Origin of the sequence: Psychrobacillus sp. FSL K6-4615, from assembly GCF_038008225.1 — a bacterium.
Taxonomy (GTDB): domain Bacteria; phylum Bacillota; class Bacilli; order Bacillales_A; family Planococcaceae; genus Psychrobacillus; species Psychrobacillus psychrotolerans.
On record NZ_JBBOYQ010000001.1, the window covers coordinates 3150115 to 3171251 of the forward strand.

General features: G+C 36.9%; 24 protein-coding genes and 1 rRNA gene. 5 read left to right on the plus strand and 20 right to left on the minus strand.

Annotated elements, in window-relative coordinates; translation table 11 throughout:
- Window positions 1-5: 5 nt before the first annotated feature.
- From MKX53_RS15750 to MKX53_RS15785, 8 genes are all read right to left on the minus strand, one after another.
- Entirely contained in the window at window positions 6-1793 is a 1788-nt protein-coding gene (locus MKX53_RS15750) for a DAK2 domain-containing protein (protein WP_175496317.1), read from the minus strand.
- Window positions 1790-2197, minus strand: a complete 408-nt coding sequence (locus MKX53_RS15755; RefSeq protein WP_340763620.1) for a DUF2177 family protein — start codon at window positions 2195-2197, stop codon at window positions 1790-1792. Before MKX53_RS15755 ends, MKX53_RS15750 begins: the two co-directional genes overlap by 4 nt.
- A 293-nt stretch (window positions 2198-2490) precedes the next feature.
- Window positions 2491-3129, minus strand: coding sequence for a PAQR family membrane homeostasis protein TrhA (gene trhA / locus MKX53_RS15760; protein ID WP_340912486.1), 639 nt, complete (start codon window positions 3127-3129; stop codon window positions 2491-2493).
- Between the two features lie 290 nt (window positions 3130-3419).
- A complete protein-coding gene (locus tag MKX53_RS15765; RefSeq protein ID WP_090568691.1) occupies window positions 3420-3620 on the minus strand; it encodes a cold-shock protein in 201 nt (66 codons plus the stop codon).
- 168 nt (window positions 3621-3788) lie between these two features.
- Window positions 3789-4304, minus strand: a complete 516-nt coding sequence (locus MKX53_RS15770) for a hypothetical protein (RefSeq protein ID WP_093538225.1) — start codon at window positions 4302-4304, stop codon at window positions 3789-3791.
- 228 nt (window positions 4305-4532) lie between these two features.
- Window positions 4533-5483 (minus strand): hypothetical protein, encoded by a 951-nt coding sequence (locus MKX53_RS15775; protein ID WP_340912487.1) that lies wholly within the window; start codon window positions 5481-5483, stop codon window positions 4533-4535.
- A 95-nt stretch (window positions 5484-5578) separates the two neighbouring features.
- Window positions 5579-6178 (minus strand): pyroglutamyl-peptidase I, encoded by a 600-nt coding sequence (pcp, locus tag MKX53_RS15780; RefSeq protein ID WP_340912490.1) that lies wholly within the window; start codon window positions 6176-6178, stop codon window positions 5579-5581.
- Window positions 6179-6378: 200 nt separating this feature from the next.
- The gene (locus MKX53_RS15785) at window positions 6379-6579 is read right to left on the minus strand and encodes a cold-shock protein (RefSeq protein ID WP_090568691.1); all 201 of its coding nucleotides are present in this window, start codon (window positions 6577-6579) and stop codon (window positions 6379-6381) included.
- A gap of 339 nt (window positions 6580-6918) precedes the next feature.
- Here MKX53_RS15785 and MKX53_RS15790 point away from each other — a divergent pair, with 339 nt between their 5' ends.
- Window positions 6919-7362, plus strand: coding sequence for a small multi-drug export protein (locus MKX53_RS15790; RefSeq protein ID WP_340913379.1), 444 nt, complete (start codon window positions 6919-6921; stop codon window positions 7360-7362).
- Between the two features lie 48 nt (window positions 7363-7410).
- Here MKX53_RS15790 and MKX53_RS15795 read toward each other — a convergent pair whose 3' ends face one another.
- From MKX53_RS15795 to MKX53_RS15805, 4 genes are all read right to left on the minus strand, one after another.
- Window positions 7411-8541: a sensor domain-containing diguanylate cyclase gene (locus MKX53_RS15795; RefSeq protein WP_340912492.1), complete on the minus strand. Its 1131-nt coding sequence runs from the start codon at window positions 8539-8541 to the stop codon at window positions 7411-7413.
- On the minus strand, window positions 8501-8842 hold the full coding sequence (locus MKX53_RS19760) for a CHASE4 domain-containing protein (RefSeq protein WP_424513318.1): 342 nt from the start codon (window positions 8840-8842) through the stop codon (window positions 8501-8503). Before MKX53_RS19760 ends, MKX53_RS15795 begins: the two co-directional genes overlap by 41 nt.
- A 112-nt stretch (window positions 8843-8954) precedes the next feature.
- Window positions 8955-10118 carry a PstS family phosphate ABC transporter substrate-binding protein gene (locus tag MKX53_RS15800; RefSeq protein ID WP_340912494.1) on the minus strand — a complete coding sequence of 388 codons (1164 nt, stop codon included), beginning with the start codon at window positions 10116-10118 and terminating at the stop codon, window positions 8955-8957.
- A 16-nt stretch (window positions 10119-10134) separates the two neighbouring features.
- Window positions 10135-10590 (minus strand): helix-turn-helix transcriptional regulator, encoded by a 456-nt coding sequence (locus MKX53_RS15805; RefSeq protein WP_340912497.1) that lies wholly within the window; start codon window positions 10588-10590, stop codon window positions 10135-10137.
- 193 nt (window positions 10591-10783) lie between these two features.
- On the opposite strand from MKX53_RS15805, the gene MKX53_RS15810 reads away from it, so the two are divergent.
- A complete protein-coding gene (locus MKX53_RS15810) occupies window positions 10784-12937 on the plus strand; it encodes a M28 family peptidase (RefSeq protein WP_340912499.1) in 2154 nt (717 codons plus the stop codon).
- Between the two features lie 62 nt (window positions 12938-12999).
- Here MKX53_RS15810 and MKX53_RS15815 read toward each other — a convergent pair whose 3' ends face one another.
- Together MKX53_RS15815 and MKX53_RS15820 are read right to left on the minus strand one after the other, a co-directional pair.
- Window positions 13000-13962 carry a D-2-hydroxyacid dehydrogenase family protein gene (locus MKX53_RS15815; RefSeq protein ID WP_340912502.1) on the minus strand — a complete coding sequence of 321 codons (963 nt, stop codon included), beginning with the start codon at window positions 13960-13962 and terminating at the stop codon, window positions 13000-13002.
- Window positions 13963-13974: 12 nt separating this feature from the next.
- A complete protein-coding gene (locus MKX53_RS15820; protein ID WP_093538216.1) occupies window positions 13975-14709 on the minus strand; it encodes a sulfite exporter TauE/SafE family protein in 735 nt (244 codons plus the stop codon).
- Between the two features lie 160 nt (window positions 14710-14869).
- Between MKX53_RS15820 and MKX53_RS15825 the strand changes: the two genes are divergently transcribed.
- Entirely contained in the window at window positions 14870-15874 is a 1005-nt protein-coding gene (locus MKX53_RS15825; RefSeq protein ID WP_340912504.1) for a PQQ-dependent sugar dehydrogenase, read from the plus strand.
- Between the two features lie 104 nt (window positions 15875-15978).
- On the opposite strand, the gene MKX53_RS15830 is transcribed toward MKX53_RS15825, so the two are convergent.
- Window positions 15979-16473 (minus strand): GNAT family N-acetyltransferase, encoded by a 495-nt coding sequence (locus MKX53_RS15830; protein ID WP_340912506.1) that lies wholly within the window; start codon window positions 16471-16473, stop codon window positions 15979-15981.
- A 51-nt stretch (window positions 16474-16524) separates the two neighbouring features.
- Between MKX53_RS15830 and MKX53_RS15835 the strand changes: the two genes are divergently transcribed.
- Window positions 16525-17667: an FAD-dependent monooxygenase gene (locus MKX53_RS15835; RefSeq protein WP_340912508.1), complete on the plus strand. Its 1143-nt coding sequence runs from the start codon at window positions 16525-16527 to the stop codon at window positions 17665-17667.
- Window positions 17668-17817: 150 nt separating this feature from the next.
- On the opposite strand, the gene MKX53_RS15840 is transcribed toward MKX53_RS15835, so the two are convergent.
- Genes MKX53_RS15840 through MKX53_RS15855 form a run of 4 tightly spaced genes read right to left on the minus strand, consistent with a single transcriptional unit; the run spans window position 17818 to window position 20357 of the window.
- A complete protein-coding gene (locus tag MKX53_RS15840; protein ID WP_340912510.1) occupies window positions 17818-18387 on the minus strand; it encodes a hypothetical protein in 570 nt (189 codons plus the stop codon).
- Window positions 18384-19115, minus strand: coding sequence for a hypothetical protein (locus tag MKX53_RS15845; protein WP_340912513.1), 732 nt, complete (start codon window positions 19113-19115; stop codon window positions 18384-18386). Before MKX53_RS15845 ends, MKX53_RS15840 begins: the two co-directional genes overlap by 4 nt.
- Window positions 19099-19986, minus strand: coding sequence for an ABC transporter ATP-binding protein (locus MKX53_RS15850; RefSeq protein ID WP_340912515.1), 888 nt, complete (start codon window positions 19984-19986; stop codon window positions 19099-19101). The genes MKX53_RS15845 and MKX53_RS15850 overlap by 17 nt, the downstream gene beginning before the upstream one ends.
- Window positions 19983-20357: a GntR family transcriptional regulator gene (locus MKX53_RS15855; protein WP_093538209.1), complete on the minus strand. Its 375-nt coding sequence runs from the start codon at window positions 20355-20357 to the stop codon at window positions 19983-19985. The genes MKX53_RS15850 and MKX53_RS15855 overlap by 4 nt, the downstream gene beginning before the upstream one ends.
- 172 nt (window positions 20358-20529) lie before the next feature.
- Between MKX53_RS15855 and MKX53_RS15860 the strand changes: the two genes are divergently transcribed.
- Window positions 20530-20883: a VOC family protein gene (locus MKX53_RS15860; RefSeq protein ID WP_340912516.1), complete on the plus strand. Its 354-nt coding sequence runs from the start codon at window positions 20530-20532 to the stop codon at window positions 20881-20883.
- 60 nt (window positions 20884-20943) lie between these two features.
- On the opposite strand, the gene rrf is transcribed toward MKX53_RS15860, so the two are convergent.
- Window positions 20944-21059: ribosomal RNA gene (rrf, locus tag MKX53_RS15865) — 5S ribosomal RNA — on the minus strand.
- Between the last annotated feature and the right edge of the window lie 78 nt (window positions 21060-21137).

The window sequence follows — 21137 nt, forward strand, 5'->3', positions numbered from 1 at the left end:
CCCCCTTACTCTGTTGTTAAAGCAATTGCTACGCAGCCAACCCCTGCATTCATCGCAACAATAGATGAAATATTAGTGATATATGTTGGCTCTTTTCCAATTAATAAACTGAATTCCTTCGCATATTGCCTTGCTTGTTGTTCAGCATCGGCATGCACGATAGAGTAACCTGTTATATTTTTACTTTGTGCTATATTGCTTACAAGTGCTTGCATTTTCTTTTTACTAGAACTATCACTTAGAGCTTTACCAAGGATGATGCCCTCTCCATTTTCATCAATCGAAACAACTGGTTTCAGATTTAATAACTTGCCTGCCATCCCTGTTATTTTATTGATGCGACCAGATCTTGCCATATATTTTAGCGTTTTAACATGCACAAAAATTTTCGTGTTTTGTACAGCTTTTTCCGTTTGATACACTACCTCTTCAAAAGACTTACCTGCTTCAATGGATTCCGCTGCCTTTAAAACGATTAGTCCTTGCGCTGCCGAATTCGACTTGGAATCGATTACTGCAATTTTTTTCCCAGCGTCCTGTAGCTTTTGTGCAGCTTTAGTAATCGTTTCAAATGTCCCACTCATTCGATTCGATACTGTTACAACGACAATAGAATCATAGTTTGTAGAAACAAAGTTCAAGAAATCCTCCGCCGCTTTACGGGTTGGCTGCGAAGATGTTGGATAATTTTCTCCCTTATCCATTAACTCATATAAATAGGAAGGGCTTATCGTTAGTTTATCTAAGTAATTGCTATCATCCACAATCAGATTCAATGGAATCATATGTATTTGATGTTTGTCCATAATGTCTTTTGGTAGATCTGCTATGGAATCTGTTACAAGTGCAATTTTATGCTTTCTTGCATGACCTGCTTCATATTGTCTTTGCATATCATCTGCTTTTTGTTGAATAATCTGTCCAAAGTTTTTTAATCTATGAAACAAATCTGCTGGTGTATTTGTATGAATATGAATGCGTATTTTATGTTCATTTCCTGCAACTATTAACGAATCCCCGAGATCACTTAGAGTCTGTCTAATCTGATCTAAATCCAAGTTCTCTCCTTTTACAAGTGCTTCCGTGCAATACCTGTGACTTAAATCTTGGTTATCGTGTGTATGAGTGTGTTCTAGTTGGATGATATTTTCTTCTTTCCCAACGGATGTTTCATTGCTTTTCCCCGTTTGAATGAAGTGCCCAAATCCTTCTAAGAAATGGATAAAACCCTTTGCTCCTGAATCGACGACGGAAGCGTCCTTTAAAATCTTTAGTTTATTTGGAGTATCCTTCAATGATTGCATAGCGATAATCATTGATTTTGTAAATACTTCTGTAAAATCTGTTGCTTTATCCTTTAATGTATCTAAGGAATTTGCCCAGTCACGCATAACGGTAATCATCGTTCCTTCAACTGGATTGGAAATTGCTTTGTGTGCGTATGATACTGCACTAGTTACGGAGTGAGAAAATCCTTTAATGGAGATTTCCTCTTTATCTTCTAACCCCATATATAAACCATTGATGAATTGTGCAAAGATAATACCAGAATTACCCCTAGCACCAACTAAAGCAGCATCCGCAATGGTTTCCATCGTTCTTTTAGCAGAGCTTTGTACTTTTGCTTCCTCAATGATGGCATTCATTGTAAATGCAAGATTAGTTCCAGTATCTCCATCAGCTACTGGAAATACATTGATTTTGTTGAGGTCGTGCTTTTGTTTAATAACCTCACGGGCACCCGCTAAAAAGCCAAAGTATAGCTTTTCACTATTCATATATTGTATGGTCATCCTTCTGCACCTCCGAAATAACTTATGACGAAGAATGTAATCATCGATGTGACACCACATAATACAGTTCCCCAAATAATGTCTAAAATGGTTACTTGAATTGGCCAATCCTTTAAGGTTGCAAGATTTGTCATATCATATGTTGCATAAGCAATCATTCCAAAGAATCCACCAGCTAAAAGCGCGTACTTCCAGCTATCCTTTGCAAGTGCGGGATTGATCACGAAGAATATTAAACCGGCTATGAATAATAGATAGAACAGACCCGCTGCTACCCAATTCACATCCGCTTTCATCAAATGTCCAAGCTTTTCTTGATATAAATTTTTAGAAATAAAACCGAGCCATATGATATCTATTAAGAAAAACACAATAATTGTTACTACATAAGTTTTTAAATACATCCTCTTAACCTCCTCAAAGATTTCAGTTTACGAACTTCTATTAAATTAAAAATAACATTCTATTTCTCATGTGTCAATACTTTGTATAACCTTAAATGTGATAGTTAATAAAACATTGACTGATTTATATGTCCAAAGGTTATACAAGTTGTACATACTTACAAGTGAAATGATAAGAGGAGGATAAACTAGAATCATTTTACGTTCCAGCTAGAAAAATGATCAAACCAAAAAAGAGCTGTCGGAATTAAACTTCGACAACTCTACCTTGTATTTTAATTTCCCCTAATATTTTACGGCAACAACGTCATAACTGCGAAGAAATGGAGAATAGACGCTGCAAGTACAAATACATGCCAAACTGCATGATGATAAGTAAAAGCCCGCCACACATAGAAAACTGCTCCTACTGTATATAAGATACCACCTATAGCTAGCAGTATAAGTCCTTGTGATGATACATTCTCCAGAAGGGGTTTCCATCCAAATACCATTAACCAACCCATTACGACGTATAATAAGGTCGAAGTATGTAAAAAACGTTTCACAAAAAAGGCTTTGAACACGGTGCCCCCAATTGCAAGCCCCCATACGATACCGAACAATGTCCAACCCAACGCACCTTTAATAGCAAGAAATAAAAAAGGGGTATACGTTCCAGCTATAAAAAAGTAGATAGCGGAGTGATCCATAATCTCAAAGAAATCTTTTACACGTCCTGCCGGAAAACTATGGACAAGTGTGGAGGACAAATATAATAGGACCATCGATGAACCAAATAACGTAAAACTTACGACATGCCAAGCTGTTCCCTGCATGGCAGAAGATACGATTAGTATGACAAGCGCAGCGATACTAAAAATAGCCCCTATCCCATGAATGATTGCATTAGCCATCTCTTCACGTTTTGAAAATATATGTGTATTGCTCATATTTTGCACATCCTATTTCTAAGTTCTTTCTTTATATACTATCACTTTGCTTTAAAAAAATCTGATAACATGCGTTCTAGATGTTAATAGTGAGCCAAACTTAAGGTAAAAACAATACAATTCTAGCCATATTAATAAGATCTCAGTTCACTACGCTCGTTTAGTTGGAATAATAGATGGCTTAGTTGGAATAGCTATTTTCTTCCATTAACAATAAAAAAATGCACAAAAAAAGACACCCTTAGAAAGGATGTCTTTTTTGCTAACTATGTTTAATTAATTCCGAAGAATTAAAGTTTTACAATGTTAACTGCTTGTGGTCCACGTTGACCATCTTCAACGTCAAATTCAACTTTTTGACCTTCGTCTAAAGATTTGAATCCGTCGCCTTGGATTGCTGAGAAATGAGCGAATACGTCGTTTCCACCTTCAACCTCGATAAATCCAAAACCTTTTTCTGCGTTAAACCATTTTACTGTACCTTGTGTCATGTAAAAAACCTCCATTTATGGTGAATAAAAAAATTCACATATTACGAAAAGCTACCGAAGACTCACGATTACCTTTAGTAATATGTGAATTCATTGTTTCTATCTAAGCAATTTAATTATTATCCTAACTATACAACACATCCAAACAAAAAGCTAGTGAAATGATTATTATATTTTAAATAATATTTCTAACGTCTCTAAAACATGATCCAGAAACACAGAAATGTCACTTATTTGATCTTCATTAATCTTCTGATCAAACTTTACTTCTATAGTGTTTTTATAACTTGATAATTCCGTTCCAAATACAAAGCTAAGTGTTTGGGTCAACGATATATCGTCCTCCCAAATGTTATTAATTGCTTGTTCAATTTCTTCACATTGTAGATCGGGGTTTTGTATATTTTTAATAAACTTCAACTCTAATGTACACCCTAGATTTTTATTGCCTATTTCTAGGATTTCTCCTGCCAAATCTTCTAAAGATGCATCTAAGATTATTTCCGCTGTTATATCCTGCTGGTCAGCTAAAGTAAACTCTATCTTAAAAGCTCTCGCGATGACGGAAAGGTCCATGAGGTCGACTCGGTTTTTAATATCTATCTTACGTTCTATATTATCTAAATCGTATACATGATTTTCAAATGCTACTTTTAGATTTTCAAAAATAGTTGGATCATACATTGGTTTTCCTCCTGAGAACAATTTACGTGCGCTTTATCTATACTTGCCCCTGTTAAATGAAATTATACTGTTGCCAATGCCAACATAATCATTTGTCTAAAAGACAAGTTAATTGTCAAATTATTTCCCGAGAAATAAGTATAGATAACGCTCAATTTCGTCATATTATACAGATCTTATCGCCAATACGTACAGGCGTTGGCATTTGTGCTTTTCGGTTCACCTATATTATTGTTCAATTATCTTCGCAATTTCTTTCTCCATATTATATAACATATCTTGATCTTCTTTAAACTGTTCCTCTAGTTGAACAGTTGTATATTCCAAACTGCTTATTGTCTCATTAATGTGATCTATCGAGTTATTAATTTTGGAATGAGTGGACCACGCAGAAAAGATATCATCGAATATATAATCTGCGAATGTAACAAAACTATCTCTTTCAACAGATAAGTTCTCGGCATTTATTTGTTGGATATCTAACAGTTCTGTTTGAAACTTTTGTAAAGAACGCTGCGCAGCATGAATAGCATTTTCCGATTCATCCAGTTTACTATGCTTTAAAGAGGTTGCAATTAGTCCCCCACCTAAAAAAGTGTCCCAAGTAGAGTAATCCTTTGCGCCTTCTAGTGACTTTAGGGCTCTTCTTAAGGCAATCTTAGCCTCATGCCCCGCAGATATTGCTTCTGTTATTTCACGCCTACTTGATGTAAGAAATGTCTTTTGATCATATAACTCGTCGAGACGAGCTGCTTCCACCTGCTTGTTCCCGTATATCCATCCCTCTTTTTCTTTCATTAACGTTTCCCATTCCATATCAATAGATTTCCAGCGCGCTTGATCTAGCTCTCTTTCAATATCTACTATATCCTGTTCTAAATCTGTCACTGTTTTATCTATTTCTCTGTACTTCGCTTCTATAGTAGCTAGCTCACTTAATTCCTTTTCTCGGATCTCGTCCTGCTTGCCAGTCCATGTTCGAACTACCTTCAAGATTGAAAACCCGTCAAGATTCTCCACATCTTTCTGTTCCTTTTTTAAACGCGACCAATACGTTTGCTTTTTATGTAATGCGACCTCTAAATGTTCCGTTAGTGTTTGGTGCTTTCTTTTTACCTTATCCCTATTTATAATTTCCGTTTTTAAAACCGTCTGACGTTCTTGTAATTTACCCCACATGTATATCCCCTCCTACCTTTTATACGAGTTAGTAGGAAATACGTTTCAACTGTCTAAAATATTTTTCAGTAATGCAATAGCTGGCGGTATCACTTTTATAGCACTCCGATACAAATTTCTACCCCTCGTTTTAAATCTACATGAGACCAACTCGGAATTTTCCCATGCTGAATTGCTAATTCATGAGATGCTGGTATATGGATGAACCCGCACGGCATGCTTAGATTGTTCAATTTAGCATAATGTAAAGCCTCGTACATGACGTTATTACACAAGTATGTACCAGCTGTGTTCGAAATAGCAGCAGGAAGTCCTTGCTTCGTTAATTCGTCTACCATTAATCGAATAGGTAATGTCGAAAAGTAACCCGGATCTCCGTCTAGCTGTATTGACTCATCTACTGGTATATTACCATTGTTGTCCGCGGCACCGTCTTTCACATTGATCGCAATGCGTTCTGGTGTAATCTTATAACGCCCACCAGCTAAACCTAAGGATATAACGGCATCTGGTTTTATCTCTTCTATATAACGTAGTAACTGAGCTCCTGCCTTCTTAAAGTCGACTGAGAGAACTCTGCTTGTTACTTCATACTCTCCTATTATCGACTTGTCTAATTCCTCTACAATTTTCATGGTCGGATTTACTGTAAATGCTAAAAATGGTTCAAATCCAGTCAAAAGTAGTTTTTTCATCCTTCACCTCTCCATTTCTTATCGTGACGCTTTTTAAAATATCGTTTCAATTCATTCTTTCAAATTAGAGTTATTAATAGTTTACCAAAGATAACGCTATTTGAATTTTTCTTTTAATTAAAAAAACACACAAAAAAAGAGATACTCTCGAAAGAGTATCTCTTTTTAACAGTAGTACCTTTACTTAAAATTCCTAAGAATTAAAGTTTTACGATGTTTACTGCTTGTGGTCCACGTTGACCATCTTCAACGTCAAATTCAACTTTTTGACCTTCGTCTAAAGATTTGAATCCGTCGCCTTGGATTGCTGAGAAATGAGCGAATACGTCATTTCCACCTTCAACCTCGATAAATCCAAAACCTTTTTCTGCGTTAAACCATTTTACTGTACCTTGTGTCATGTAAAAAACCTCCATTATGGTGAATAAAAAAATTCACATATTACAAAAAGCTACCGAAGACTCACGATTACTTTTTGTAATATGTGAATTCATTGTTTCTATCTAAGCAATTTAATTATTGTCTTAACTATATAACATATTTCAGCATTTGTCCACTGAAATGATTAATAGTTAGATAAAAAATTTTTTTTGAAGATAGAATCCCTCTAAATATGTATTATTTAGTAGTCTGATCTAAGGCTATTAATGATATTTCTAAGGATTGAATAAATAGGTTGTTATAAAAGTGAAACTTTTCTTATACAGCATCGTACCTAAGGGACGGAAGGAAGTGTATATATCGTGAATTATTTCTTAGTATTTTTGGGAGCAGCCATACCTTGGCTTGAATTAGGACTAGTCATTCCTCTGGGGGTTATCTCCGGGTTAAATCCTTTAGCAGTTATTATCGTCGGTTTTATAGGAAATATGGTAACAGTACTTGCCCTTATTATTGGCTACGATAAATTTAAACTATGGCTAGCCAAACGAAATGAAGGAAAAGAACAAAAAGTATCCAAAAGAAGTGAACGCGCAAAAGCACTTTGGGATAAATACGGGTTACCTGGAATGCTCATGCTTGGACCTATTTTAATCGGTACACATGTTGCCGCGTTTATAGGCATGACGCTTGGAGCATCTAAATTTAAAACTACGATATGGTCGACCATTAGTATTGGGGTTTGGGCAATAATATTTGGTGTTGCGACGTCCCTTGGTTTTGACTTTTTTGTACGTGAATAGATAAATAACGAAAACGGCACAATTTAATTATTGTGCCGTTTTCATTTTTTAATCATTATTATTTATTTCATGGAAACATACATATTGATTTTCGCCTTTATTTTTTGCCTCGTACATTGCTGTATCCGCACTTTTTAAAACTTGTTCTATAGTAGTACCGTCTCTTGGATATATACTAATACCAATGCTTGCAGTGACAAGTGTACTAATAGCATTAAACTGGTATTCCCTTCCTATTTCCTCTAATAGTCGCTGAACTATTCTTTCTAGTTCCTGATCATTCATTTGATCGAATAATACTAAAAATTCATCCCCACCATACCGAGCAACCAATCCATTCTTTTCTGCTGCAATAATTTGTACTCTTTGCGAAAGTTCTCTCAATAGTTGATCACCTATTTCATGACCGTATGTATCATTCACCTGTTTAAATCCATCCAGGTCAACAAATAAAATGATTAACTCATTTGTTGAGGCATCCATTCGTCTATTTACCTCTTTCTTAAATGCATAACGGTTAGGTAACCCAGTTAAATGGTCATACAATGCTAACTGAATTACTTCATCATGCTTCTCTTTAAGTGAAGAGAGAACTTGATTAATAGAATTTTCAAGCTTGGAAATTTCGTCGTGCTGATTCTTTTTAACATGAATCCTCAAGTTAACATTTCCTTCTGCTTGAATATTATGAAGCTGCTTGGAGAGGTTACTGATCCGACTGATTATAAAACGATCTAACAGAAAAATTGTAAGAATAACAAATATAATTCCTATAATTACTAAAGAAACTGCAATGTTATTAACTGTATTCTTTTTCTCCATATAGAAGCTTCTATCCATATTAAAGCTTATCCCCAATAATGACTGTTCTTTGTAGTCTTTTAGTAAAACCGAACCTTGCATTTGATCGGCGCCTGTGACTTCAACACCAAACCGTCCCTGCGCTTTTTCATTGTCCTGCACTTCATGAAACGTCAAATCAAACGACAACTCTTTTCCGATTCGGTTAATAGTACGTTCATCTAGATATTTCCCAATGATTAAAGTACCTGCAGAAGGTCCATCTCCATTGCTTTGATAGATGGATTCAAACGATGCCAGTGAGAATCCATTCTTGCTCATTACAAGCAATTCTTCACTAGTATTTTCTACTTTTAATAGCAGGTAGAAATTCTTCATAAAAATCATTCTGCAGAGGTACTATTTTTTTGTTATCTAAGTCATAGCCTACTTGCAATTTAGGTTTTTTTTCACTATCTATATAGATTATGTAGTTAATGTTCAGGTTAGCGAATGTCTCAGGTTCTAAGTTTCGTTCGATATATAGAGGATTTTGATCCACCATAAAATCATACGTATCATCCCAAATGGACCAATCTCTATTTATTTCCCCTAAATTATGTAATGCTGATTGGATTTTATTCTCTATCCTCTTTACTTCACCTATGGCAGTATCCCTATCTAAATTAAATAGGTGTATAGAATCACTTTAATGAAAGAATCTATCAAGCGTGGTTTAGGTGAAATAACATTGTACGTTTTGAATATACATATAAAAATAGCCGCAGTGTATAAACTGCGACTTAATATTTCTATTCTTTTAATGGAACATATCCTACTTTTTCCACAAGTGCTTGCCCCTGCTCCGATAACACCCACTCGATTAGCGGCTTTACATTTGGATTTTCCGTTCCTGCTGTAACAATATAGAACTCTGATGTAATGGGATAAGTATTTGCTCGTATATTTTCTTTCGTCGGTGCCACTCCATCTACTTCTAGTAGTTTAATCTCATCATTGTCGACCATTTCGGTGGAATAAAATCGAAATGTAAAGCCAATTGCATTCTTATAGTTTCTATATTGGGACACTTCATTTATGATACCACCCATTCCTGTAACTATATCCTTTGAAGGTGGCTGCATAAGCGGCATTCCCTTCATAAGTGACTGAAGCGCAGATTGAGAGCCACTGTCTTCTGGTCGTTGAAAAGCCCGGATTTCATCATTGTTGCCCCCTAGTTGTTTCCAGTTGGTGACCTTTCCCATATATATATCTGTAATTTGTTCTACAGTAAGGTTATTTACAGGATTTTTTTGATTGACAAAAAAGACAAATGCTTCTCTACCAATAGGAATCATCTGTAGCTCAAGTCCTTTTTTCGCTGCAGTTTCCTTTTGAGCTGTAGATGGTGCTGCAGCAAAAATCATATCTACCGTACCATCAAATAGGTTCTCATAGGCATACTGTGTAGTGCTCACCATTACTTCACTATCGTATGAAGGATACACCTTTTCTGGATATGTCGCTTCTGCAATGGCCGCATATAACGGATAAAGTGCAGTTGCCCCGTCTAATATTGGTAAATCATCAGTTAGCTGAAGTGTCACTTTCTCCTCTAACTTAGTAACCTTACCAAATTGTGAAAAAGGTTCGTACTTACTTATATCCACCTCTGCATCTACTGTAGGTATCAAGTGAGTATACGCATCTTTTATAGGAGTAATGGCGCTGACTAATATGGCTGCTCCTGCGATAGAACCAAAAATAACTTTCCGCTTTTTTGTTTGAAAAAGATGAAGTAAATTAAACACAAACAGTAGATATAGCACCAATCCAACAGTTATAAGCAATGCAATATAATCGATTTTCCCCATAAGCAGTAGAAACAACGCACCGAAGCCTTCAAAGAACACCAATACGATTAATGCAAAAATGGAAACCAATACTGCCGCAAATTTAGACTCTACTTTCATCCCATTTCCCCCATTATTATTCTTTTTTAGTTAGTTCATTTAAGCGAATTTTTGCTTCCTCTTCATCAAACGAACTAAACCATCGATAATTTTTATCATCTAAAATACGATAATGCTGACTAATAACGTTTTGTTGCAATCGGAAATCTCCCTTTGAAATAATCTCTTTCCACCATACACGTCCACCCATTGATTTATCCTTCGGACGATTTATGCCGTCAAGCGCTATTGTTTCAATCACTTCTAATGGATCATCCCCTAAAACCGACCGCAATATCTCACTATCATGAAACAATGCACATACTGCAATTACACTAGTCCATCCTGCTAGTACTCTCTCTTTCTCTATTTGGACAAGCGTTTTTTTAGAGATACCTATAATGCTCGCCATTTTTTCTTGTGAATAACCTTTTTCTAGTCGAACCATTCGAATCCGCAAGGAAATAAGCTGTGTTACATATTCTTTATCCATATATGGCTCCTCTAAAATGAATTTTCACTCTATTTAGTGTAATTTTACACTAAATGTATCTTAATAGCCAATAGTTATTAGGTTTTTTCTTTTTAATATAGGGAATGTGATAAGTGAAAATTACTCTTGTAATTACGCTAGTTTTATCGTTTAATAAGCTAGTTGTTAAAAATTTTGTAAAGGAATGTGATAAATGAACAAGTTTACGGGAGGAATAGCATTATCTTTGGTAATCGCTATGTCATTGGGGGCCTGTGCGCCTAAAGAAGAGTCGACAGAAGTAAAAAAAGAGGTTACACCTGAAAAGGATTTAATCAGTGTAAATGAAGATTATCTATCAGCTGTCGACGTCGACTATGCCTTTGGATTCACAAAGAGCTTAGAAGAATTTAAAACAAATGAAAAACTTGGTTATCGGACTGCTGGATCAGAGGCAGAGCTGAAAACTGGAGAAAAAATTGCGGACGAAATGAAGAAAATTGGACTTACTGAAGTGACAAAGGATGAATTCACCTTAGACACATGGGAATTTGAAAAAGCGGACCTAACATTCGTAGATGAAAATGGCAAAGAGCATTTGGCTGTTTTAGGAGCATACCAAGTGAATTTTGATACGAATGGTGTAAAGGATCTTGAAATTGTCTACGGTGGTAAAGGGACTGCTGATGATTTAGCAAATCTAGATGTCGAAGGTAAGCTAGTTTTAGTTGACATAAACCAACGCGAGGAATGGTGGATAAACTATCCTGCCTACCAAGCACATTTAAAAGGAGCTGCGGCAGTAATTGCAGTTCAGGAAGCAGGTTATGCGGAAGCGGATGAAGATGCACTTAACGCTCAGGATGTCTGTGGACCGGATGATGCTCCTGCATTTTCTATGTCTCAAACGGATGCAAATCAGCTGAAGAAGGCTTTAGAATCTAGTGAGAATGGTACGATGACTGTAAAATTCGATGCTAAATCTACGGTCAAAATGGATGGAAAGTCTTATAATTATTACGGGAAAATTATCGGAAAAGACCCGGAATCATATATTATTTTATCTGCTCACTATGATTCTTACTTTACAGGATTCCAAGATGACCATGCAGCAATCGGGTTAATGATGGGTGTCGCTAAAGGGTTAGTAGACAGTGGCTATCAACCAGAAAAAACAATTATTTTCAACGCACTTGCTGCAGAAGAATGGGGAGTTTCTAACTCTCGCTATGACTGGTCAACCGGGGCTTATAACCAAATATTCAATATTCATCCGGAGTGGGTAGGAAAAGCTTTTGCCAATATGAACTTTGAGCTTCCAGCCTATGAGCACACAACACAAGATGAAATTCGTTCTGTCTATGAATTGAATAGTTATTTAACGGATTTTGCGAAGAATGTACCAACTGTAGATGGTGTCTATAAGGATGGAATTTCTGTCGTTTCACCACTGCGTACATGGTCAGATGATTTTTCATTTGGAATTGCTGGGGTTCCAGCCCTTCGTAATGATTTCCAAGACAGTGATTTCATGCGTACCCATTATCATTCACAATTTGATAATGAGGACACATATAACGCAGATGCATTCAAATTCCATTTAAATCTATACGGTTTACTTTCCATGCATTACGATCAAACAGCAGTCGTTCCACTAGACTTCACAACCCGTTTGACGGCAATGAAAAAAGTAATTGACTCAGATACTTTTGGACAAGCTGAAGTTTCTTCCGACCAATTAGTTGGGGAGATTGACAAAGCTATTGCACTTGCAGAAGAAGTAAATGCAAAGGTCGCTAAAGTAAATGATGATTATTTTACTGCTTTAACTGAGGAAGATACCGAGGCAACACAAAAGTTATATGAGGAAAGCCGTGATTTGAATAGCGGTCTACTCGCTGCATTCAAACACGCTGAAGATCAATTCGTTCGTTTAACATGGGAAGATGCACAAATATTCCCACACGAACATGCACAAAATAATATTACTAATCTTATACTCGCTATCGAAGCTATAGAGAAAGGCGATATAACTACTGCAGTGGATGAATACCTATGGGCTATCGACAATAATTGGTATGCCTACGACTTTGATAAAGAGGTATTCAATTACTTTACAAACTATGTGCTAGAAGCGCCTAAAGAAAAACTGATGTGGGGTGAAGGCAGAATAGTCGGTCACGAAAACCTATTCGATCCGATTAACTCATTGATCGAAAAAAGTGAGCAAAAAGATGCCGACATATCCGCTGAACTAGCAACATTGAATGAAGTACTAGAAAGACAAAAATTATTATTGAAAACAACTACAGATGAAGAAACAAAAGCTGTACAAGAACTAGGCAAACAGCTTGAAGCATTAAAATAATTATAAAAAAGGCTATCGGAGAGTTCTTGTGAACTCTTTAGATAGCCTTTCCTTTTTTCTATTTATAATAGTAAAGAACGAATCACTCTCCCATCCAAGTACGCCTGTATATCTTCCACCGCTTCTTCGTAGTATGTAGTGTAGTTTTTCTCTGTCACATATCCTAAATGTGGAGTAGCTAATACATTTGGCATTGTTCGGAAAGGATGGTCTTGAGGTAATGGCTCGAGGTCGAATACATCTAATGCTGCTCCGGCAATCCAATTTTCATGGAGCGCTTGTATAATCGCTTGCTCGTCAATTATAGCTGCTCGAGATGTATTGATTAAATAAGCAGAGCTTTTCATAAGCTTTAAGTCCTTCTTACCAATAAGTCCTCTAGTTCTGTCGCTTAATACGAGATGAATAGAAATGTAATCACTTGTCTCTAACAACTCTTCTTTTGAATTTGCCAATTGAACACCTAGCTTATCTGTTTGCTCCTTCGTTAAATTTTGACTCCAGGCGATGACATCCATTCCAAAGGCTTTTGCTATAGTTGCCATTCGCCCTCCTATTTTACCGAGCCCAAGGAGACCTAAACGCTTCCCGTATAAATCTGTCCCAACTGTACTCTGCCATAATCCATTGCTACGAAGTTCAGCGTTTTCTTTTACAATATGACGTGCCAAGTTTAGTATTAAAGCCCATGTTAACTCAGTTGGTGGCTCAGAAGAGCTCGCAGTTCCACACACAGCGACTCCATGCGCAGAAGCAGCCTCAAGGTCAATCGATGAATTTCTCATTCCAGTAGTAATCATTAATTTAAGCTTCGGTAACTTTTTGAAGAGTGTTGCTCCAAAAGGTGTACGCTCTCGCATAATAATTACTATCTCCGCATCACGAATGGAATCTACTAATTCATCTTCATCATTAAAGTGCTGAGAAAATGATACAACGTCGACCTTCTCTGTAATACTTGACCAATCTGCACTTTTTAACGCAACTTGCTGATAATCATCTAAAATAGCACAGCTTATCCTCATACTAATTTCCCCCTATCTCAAATAGTCCACAACAATTTGCACTAAAAGCAATATAGTTACCACACGTAATAATGGCTTCACATGCTTTGCCTTTAATTTTCGCGCAAGTCGAAGTCCAAGCTGCGCTCCAAGTATCGCCCCTAGCATTAGGGCAAATGTAACCGGCCACATTATTTTACCAGTAGAAATATACGTAATGGATGCTCCAAAGCAACTAGAAAACACACCAATTCGAGCAAGTCCTACTGCACGTATATAGGCAATTTTTTCACTCGCATATAAATATAGCGCTAATGTGCTGCTCCCTGGACCGAACATGCCGTCGTACATACCAATTCCCAACAAAGCTGGAGCTGTTTTTTTGTTTAGTTGAAAGATTTCCGTGCCGCCAAAATTCCCTTTACCCATAAAGGAAGTAATAAAGGCAAAGCTCAATAAAATAATAGCAATTATCGTCAGTACCTCACCACTTAGAAAAGATGCTATCAGCCCTCCTATTATTCCTCCTCCTAAACAAAATACCAATACGGAAAGTGCTTCCTTACCCGTTACCTCTTTTTTAGTGAAGATTACTAGAAAACTTGAAAGCGAGCTAACTGTATTAGAGACTTTATTTGCCCCAATGGCTGAATGCACTGGCAGACCCATTAGTAACATCATTGGTAAACTTATAAGCCCCCCGCCTCCAACTAATGTGCCCACTACATTTCCTACAATTCCTATGATAAAAAAGATTAAAAACTCCATTTAACTGCCTTCTTTCAAAATCCGCTTCTGTGTATTTAGCATACATTGACTAATGTCATAAGTAAATTCGATAGTTATTATCGTTTTACATAGGAAAAACTTATCATTCTTGGAAGGATTAATTGTTCTCTTAAGGGAACTAGTAATACATGGAGGGATTATGATGAAAAAGTGGATGCTAGTTATTTCCTTAGTTTTATATGGTTGCGCAGAGGAAACTGAAAAATCCCCTACCCAGGGTCCCATTGCAGAAAAGATCGTAACTAATTTGAATATCCCCTGGTCTATCAATTTACAGGACGATACATTTTATATATCAGAAAGGGTCGGAACGATTGCACGTATACAAGGTGACCATGTTGTACATGAGCCCGTTCAACTATCGGCTAGTCTTTCCTCTGTATCTGAAGCAGGACTACTCGGCTTTGCGCTGAAACCTGACTTCCCTGAAACTGGTGAAGCTTATGCTTACTATACGTATGACATGAATGGAAACCCCTTTAACAAAATCGTGACTATTAAACGCCAAGATGGGCAGTGGCAGGAAATTTCCATTCATTTGGACGGCATTGAGACCAGCAATATACATCACGGTGGGCGTTTAGAAATTGGTCCAGACGGGTCTTTATATGTAACTGTCGGAGACGCTGGAAACCCAATTAATGCGCAGGATCCAGCTTCACTAAATGGGAAAATTCTTCGTATGAAAGATAATGGTGCTTTTGAATTATTCTCTATGGGGCACCGCAATCCACAAGGTCTCGCTTGGAATGCGGCGGGAACACTTTATGAAGCGGAACATGGTCAGTCAGCAAATGATGAAATCAATTTGGTTGAACAAGGCAAAAACTACGGCTATCCAATCATTGAAGGAGATGAAACGGAAGAAGGCCTTGAATCACCTATTATCACTACTGGCAGCAAGGAAACCTGGGCACCTTCAGGCATTACCTTTCACCAAGGAAAATTATATGTAGCGACTCTCCGCGGTGAATCTATTAAAATACTGAATGTGGAAACTGGCGAGGTGGAGCAATCGATTACCGGGTTCGGACGAGTACGAGACGTATTCTCTGATGGGGAATCACTCTATTTCATCACCAATAACACGGATGGCCGAGGAACACCGAGTGAAGATGATGATGTACTATATAGACTAAAATAACAGTTATGATCGATCGATTATTGCGCGTGATCGATCGATGTTTGGAAGGCATCGATCGATTTCCCCGTGGGATTGATCGATTTCCCTTCCACATCGAACGATTATCACACGTCATTTATCGATTCTAAACAAATCCTTTTTGACATAGCAATTTGAATACCAGATCTTCCATTAAAACGTCTGCCCTCATCTATAAAACCTGATTTAATATACACAGCCTGGGCAGCAATGTTTGCTTCATTCACTCCTAGAACGATTCTGTTTACATGTGGAAAATGCTTCGCCACAAATGATTGAAGCAGTATCATTGATGCTTGCGCAATTCCCTTCCCCTGATAATCTGGGTGAATGGAATATCCTCTTAGTAAAATACTCTCTTCAATATCTGTGTAGTGAAATTTATCCTCACCGGTATCTAGCACGAAAAACCCAGCAACTTGATCATCTTCCGTTATAATAATGGGAGTATACGACGCATTTATATTAGCTCGTTCTAGCAATTCTAATGGATGTCCCGTAAATGAAAGCTGCTCCACAGATAGCGGATAATTTTCTAATGGTTTTCTATAACTGTTATTATACATAGTTAGCTTTATCATGATTATCACCCCTTTAGATTAGAATATCACAGGAGGAGGAGGTTTTACCAAATGAAAATAGCAATAATAGGCGGGGGTATTGGAGGGCTCTGTGCTGCCGTAACACTACAAAAACAAGGTTTTTCTGTTCAGGTATATGAAGCTAGTCCAACTTTTCAACCTGTCGGCGCTGGTATTGGAATAGGCTCTAATGCTTTGCAAGCACTGATGGAAATTGGTGTTGGAGAAGAGATATTTGCGAATGGTCATGCTCTTCATCAACAGGTATTTCTAGATACCTATGGGAATACACTCAATACGATAGATCTTACCGTACTAAAAGAGCTTTATGGACAAGAGAATATTACCATTCACCGAGCTGATTTACATAAGATTTTTCTGAAAGCACTTAAACCAGATACACTTCATTTCAATAAAAAATACATATCTGTCGAGCAAAATGATAATCAAGTAACTGTCTATTTCGAAGACGGTACAACTGTGACCGCCAATTTACTCATAGCTGCCGATGGTATTCATTCATCTATACGGCAACAACTACTACCTGGCTCTGTTACTCGATACGCCGGCTACACATGTTGGAGAGGAATAACAGAGAACAATGGAAGAGTTGATGAATACACATCTTCGGAATATTGGGCGACACAAGGAAGATTTGGGATGGCCCCGATGAAAAATGGCTTGATATATTGGTTCGCCTGTATTAATACAACGGCTAGAAATCCACAATTTCAAAAGCTCACTGCTCCGGAAATCGGTGATATATTTGACCATCTTCCAAAAGTTGTACACAACATAATTACAACTACACCTCTCGAGAGAATTCTTCACCATGACTTATCTGATATTAAACCATTGCGGCAATTTGTTTTTGGAAGAGTAGTTCTTCTTGGAGATGCTGCTCATGCCACTACACCCAATATGGGTCAAGGAGCAGGACAGGCTATTGAGGATGCCATCGTTTTAGGTAACGGCTTCAAACAATTTGAACATGTGGATAAGGTGTTAGCATTTTATGCAGAAAAGCGAGTTGCACGAACTGCTAAAGTAATTAGGCTTTCTCGTCAAATTGGAGAAATCGCTCAAATCCAATCTCGCCCAATTGCCAGTGTTCGAGACTTTTTATTCCCTTTTATCCCTTCTAAACTTTTAATGAGACAATTGAAATTCTTATTTGATGTAAAACTAAAATAAAGTGCTCGAGTAGCAAGCACTTTATCTTTAGTTAATACATTTGAAGCCCCAATGGATCCACGATCTCTATATGCTTCGGGACTTTTAAGTGAATATACGTTCGGCCTCTTACCATCCTAATCTCCATCGTATCCGTTTGCTGAAATACGTTTAACTCATTAGATAACTGATCGAATGTAAACTCTTGCTCACAGGCTCATGTATAACTAACTCATTTCCCTTCCATTCTGCTTCATGAAGGGGAATCTTATCTTCTATTTTTAATCCATATAAATTTATATGAGACCGGTATACCTTTCCTTCAATCTTTTGAGCAGTAGAGTCTATCCATTCCACTACCACTTTTGTAGAATATGAGTCATTTCCTATATATCCTAGAGTTAATGTATTCCCACTTAGTTCATGAGTCCATTCTTCTTTAAGAAACTTCTGACTCAATTTGCTCTCTTCTTGTTTTAGTAACTTTGCTTCAAATACTTCGTTTTCTGTTTGTAATTGCTGTAATTGTTCTTCGGATAATTGTTCTACTTTCGGTTCCTTTGGTAGTATTTCATATACAACTCCAACACCGATTAATAAACTGAAGTAGATAATTATCACAATTTTATTTAGACGTAGACTCCCTTTATATTTTACTTTCTTCGTTATATAAAGAACTATAAGTATTCCAATGACTACAGGTATTAATCCAATAAGGAATATCATCCAAGTATTACTCATACTCTAACCTCCAAACGGTTAGAAATTGCAGTGGATGTCGCAAAGATCAATATCGCTATACCAAAAGTTTTTGCAATCAATATTAGCAATGAACTGTTCTCTACAAAAATGATTTCTGATATCCTTATCCAAGTCCCTGTCAGCAACAACATAATAATAATTACTAATGCACCAAAGAACAGTAGCTTATGCTTTTGAAACAAAGTGCCAGCTATATATCCTAACGAGCTGAACATCCATAAGAAAATAATCATCGCTAGAATAGTTAATAAAGAATTCATAGGATTATCTAGAATAGTAGGACCTTCTACAAACTCATTAGTACTATTAAACGTTAAAAAGATACGCATTAGATAAACTGAAAAGTAAGTAGTCACCCCTGCATAACAACTAAAAATCAATAAAACGATACAATTAGCTATATTGCTACTTAGACGAGTAGCTACAAACGAAAAGTCATCATAGCGGTATGCTCTCGTTGTAATTAGATTACCAACTGAAATAGCTAATAATGAGACAAAAATGAATCCTGAATCGATTGATGATATATTCAAATTAATAGATATATTATTAATGGAAGTTCCACTACTTGACCACCCAGTAGCAAAAAGTATCCCTAACACCTGTAAAATAATTAGTGAGTAGATCAATCCGCTATAAGCACTTAGCTTAAACTTTACCTGAGATAGTACTACACTCGTTAGGCTACTGTTACTTAAAAACATCATCGATTCCTCCTTTGCTCTCACTCGTCATGTACATGCATACCTCACTGGCAGTTAACATCTGAATGTTGGCACCTTCTAAGCGAGCTCTTTCCAGCTCCGAATTTTTTTTAACCACTGCATATTGCTTTTGCTCATCAACTCTTTTTGAATGAAGAACTTCTTCCCCTGCTGTCCATTTTTCCACATCTGCAACTGGTCCCTGAATAGCTACCGCATATTCCTTCACTTCATCTAAGTCTGCATGAAGAACAACTTCCCCTTTATGAATCAATAATATATCCTCTAGTAAATGCTCTATTTCTGATAAATGGTGACTAGATATTAAAATAGAGCGAGGATATGCAATATAATCCTTTAGTAAAGCTCTATAAAAGTCTGTCCGGACCGCTTCATCCATTCCGTTTGTTGGCTCATCAAACATCGTTAACTCACAATGTGTAGACAATCCGAAAATCATATTAAACGTAGCTCTTGAACCTTTGGATAAATTAGAATGCTGTTGCTTGGAATCCAGTTTAAAGTATCGAAATAACCTAACTGCAAGTTGTGTATCCCACTTTTTATAAAAAGCTGGCGCACTTCGTAATATCTCTTCTAAGGTAAGTGAGTCTGGAAAAGTCATTTGATCATCCACTAAAATACTGTTTGCAGAAACCAGTAAATTATTATAAGGGTTTTTTCCAAATACATTTACTTCACCAGATTTATGCTTAGTTAAGCCTGCCAATATTTTGAGCAAAGTTGTCTTCCCCGCACCATTACGACCAATAAGTCCTGTAATTTTTTGATCTGTCAGTTGAAAAGTAATATCTTCTAAAGCATTAGTTCTTCGATAACCCTTGCTTACCTTTTGACAATCTATCACATTCACTGGATCTCCTCCTCACATTTATGGATGAGTTGTATTAATTCCGCTTTTGTTACTGATAACCTTTTCGCTTCTAAAACAATGTCTGTTACCATTTTCGTAAGTGTCTCATTTCTCCGTTTTTCCAGAATCATCATTTTGGCCTCTGGTGCTACGAACATCCCAAGTCCCCTCTTCTTATATAATGTCATTTCCTCTACAAGTATCGTTAATCCCTTAGCTGCTGTAGCTGGATTTATATTGAAAAGCTCTGCCAACTGATACTGAGAGTATACTTTTTCGTTAGCCGTAAAACGCTCTGCAATAATTTCATTCTCCAACCATTCTGCAATTTGCACATATATTGGCTTACTGCTGTCGTTACTTAATATCACCTGAGGTTAATCTCCTCTCTCCTAAAAATCAGTGCATTAGTGTTGTAATGTAGTATATAATATTAACTGTCAATTGTCTAGTTATATTTGGGTCCTATGCATAGGCAAGTATTTAAAGGAGTTTGCAATGAAATAGAGAATAGATATATATAAGAAATGAGGGAAATTATTTATGAAATTAGGACAAGTTGCAGTAAATGTTGAAAATGTGGAAAGAGCGGTTACATTTTATAAGGATGTTATTAATTTATCTCTGTTATTTGAAATGGGTGGTCTAGCTTTTTTTCAATGTGGAGATACGCGACTTCTGTTAAGTCGAGCTGAAAAAGAAGAATTCAATCACCCCAGCTCCGTGTTATATTTCCAAGTGGAGGATTTAAATAGCGAGGTTTTGAGAATGAAGGAGGCCGGAGCTACTTTCATCGATGAACCACATATGGTAGCAAAGGTAGAGGATACAGAAACCTGGATGGCATTCTTTAAAGATACAGAAGGAAATACACTTGCATTAATGAACGAACGTTAATTTTTCAAAAACAAAAAAGAAGTCGTTACCGATATAACTCGGTAACGACTTCTTTTTGGTGCCCAGCGACGTCCTACTCTCACAGGGGGAAACCCCCAACTACCATCGGCGCTGAAGAGCTTAACTTCCGTGTTCGGTATGGGAACGGGTGTGACCTCTTCGCCATCATCACTAGACTCTTCGGCTTCCAATTTACAGCGCATTGCGTTGTATCTTGAAATCCTTATAAAATAGAGTGCTTGTTCACTCAAAAC

What these genes read in the sequence shown, in the direction of transcription:
- MKX53_RS15840 (WP_340912510.1), bottom strand. Translation starts at nt 18,387, where the DNA reads ATGAGTAATACTTGGATGATATTCCTTATTGGATTAATACCTGTAGTC.
- MKX53_RS15830 (WP_340912506.1), bottom strand. Translation starts at nt 16,473, where the DNA reads ATGATAAAGCTAACTATGTATAATAACAGTTATAGAAAACCATTAGAA.
- MKX53_RS15800 (WP_340912494.1), bottom strand. Translation starts at nt 10,118, where the DNA reads ATGAAAGTAGAGTCTAAATTTGCGGCAGTATTGGTTTCCATTTTTGCA.
- MKX53_RS15805 (WP_340912497.1), bottom strand. Translation starts at nt 10,590, where the DNA reads ATGGATAAAGAATATGTAACACAGCTTATTTCCTTGCGGATTCGAATG.
- MKX53_RS15860 (WP_340912516.1), top strand. Translation starts at nt 20,530, where the DNA reads ATGAAATTAGGACAAGTTGCAGTAAATGTTGAAAATGTGGAAAGAGCG.
- MKX53_RS15835 (WP_340912508.1), top strand. Translation starts at nt 16,525, where the DNA reads ATGAAAATAGCAATAATAGGCGGGGGTATTGGAGGGCTCTGTGCTGCC.
- trhA (WP_340912486.1), bottom strand. Translation starts at nt 3,129, where the DNA reads ATGAGCAATACACATATATTTTCAAAACGTGAAGAGATGGCTAATGCA.
- MKX53_RS15770 (WP_093538225.1), bottom strand. Translation starts at nt 4,304, where the DNA reads ATGTATGATCCAACTATTTTTGAAAATCTAAAAGTAGCATTTGAAAAT.
- MKX53_RS15845 (WP_340912513.1), bottom strand. Translation starts at nt 19,115, where the DNA reads ATGATGTTTTTAAGTAACAGTAGCCTAACGAGTGTAGTACTATCTCAG.
- MKX53_RS15825 (WP_340912504.1), top strand. Translation starts at nt 14,870, where the DNA reads ATGATGAAAAAGTGGATGCTAGTTATTTCCTTAGTTTTATATGGTTGC.
- MKX53_RS15785 (WP_090568691.1), bottom strand. Translation starts at nt 6,579, where the DNA reads ATGACACAAGGTACAGTAAAATGGTTTAACGCAGAAAAAGGTTTTGGA.
- MKX53_RS15815 (WP_340912502.1), bottom strand. Translation starts at nt 13,962, where the DNA reads ATGAGGATAAGCTGTGCTATTTTAGATGATTATCAGCAAGTTGCGTTA.
- MKX53_RS15750 (WP_175496317.1), bottom strand. Translation starts at nt 1,793, where the DNA reads ATGACCATACAATATATGAATAGTGAAAAGCTATACTTTGGCTTTTTA.
- MKX53_RS15820 (WP_093538216.1), bottom strand. Translation starts at nt 14,709, where the DNA reads ATGGAGTTTTTAATCTTTTTTATCATAGGAATTGTAGGAAATGTAGTG.
- MKX53_RS15810 (WP_340912499.1), top strand. Translation starts at nt 10,784, where the DNA reads ATGAACAAGTTTACGGGAGGAATAGCATTATCTTTGGTAATCGCTATG.
- MKX53_RS15765 (WP_090568691.1), bottom strand. Translation starts at nt 3,620, where the DNA reads ATGACACAAGGTACAGTAAAATGGTTTAACGCAGAAAAAGGTTTTGGA.
- pcp (WP_340912490.1), bottom strand. Translation starts at nt 6,178, where the DNA reads ATGAAAAAACTACTTTTGACTGGATTTGAACCATTTTTAGCATTTACA.
- MKX53_RS15755 (WP_340763620.1), bottom strand. Translation starts at nt 2,197, where the DNA reads ATGTATTTAAAAACTTATGTAGTAACAATTATTGTGTTTTTCTTAATA.
- MKX53_RS15795 (WP_340912492.1), bottom strand. Translation starts at nt 8,541, where the DNA reads ATGAAGAATTTCTACCTGCTATTAAAAGTAGAAAATACTAGTGAAGAA.
- MKX53_RS15775 (WP_340912487.1), bottom strand. Translation starts at nt 5,483, where the DNA reads ATGTGGGGTAAATTACAAGAACGTCAGACGGTTTTAAAAACGGAAATT.